Annotated in this window: 1 protein-coding gene; it reads left to right on the top strand. The window is 59.7% G+C overall.

Going from position 1 to position 206, the window contains the following annotated elements:
• A partial coding sequence (locus PGR29_RS24870) for a molybdopterin-dependent oxidoreductase (protein ID WP_316425544.1) occupies positions 1 to 206 on the top strand: 206 nt, incomplete at both ends.

The raw sequence follows: 206 nt of genomic DNA, 5'->3' as shown, positions 1-206 counted from the left end.
GACTTCATTAACGATACCCAGATCCTGACCCCGCGTCTCAAAACCCCCATGATCCGTCGCCAGCGTGGCGGCAAACTGGAAGCCGTCTCCTGGGACGAGGCGCTCGATTATGTCGCCACCCGCCTTGGCGCCATTAAAGAAAAATATGGCCCGGACGCGATCCAGACCACCGGCTCCTCCCGCGGGACCGGCAATGAAACCAACTA

It is taken from the genome of Klebsiella sp. 141203 (assembly GCF_032601985.1).
Lineage (GTDB): Bacteria > Pseudomonadota > Gammaproteobacteria > Enterobacterales > Enterobacteriaceae > Klebsiella > Klebsiella aerogenes.
The sequence above is the reverse complement of the archived record's forward strand: the minus strand, read 5'-3'. Positions and strand labels throughout refer to the sequence as shown.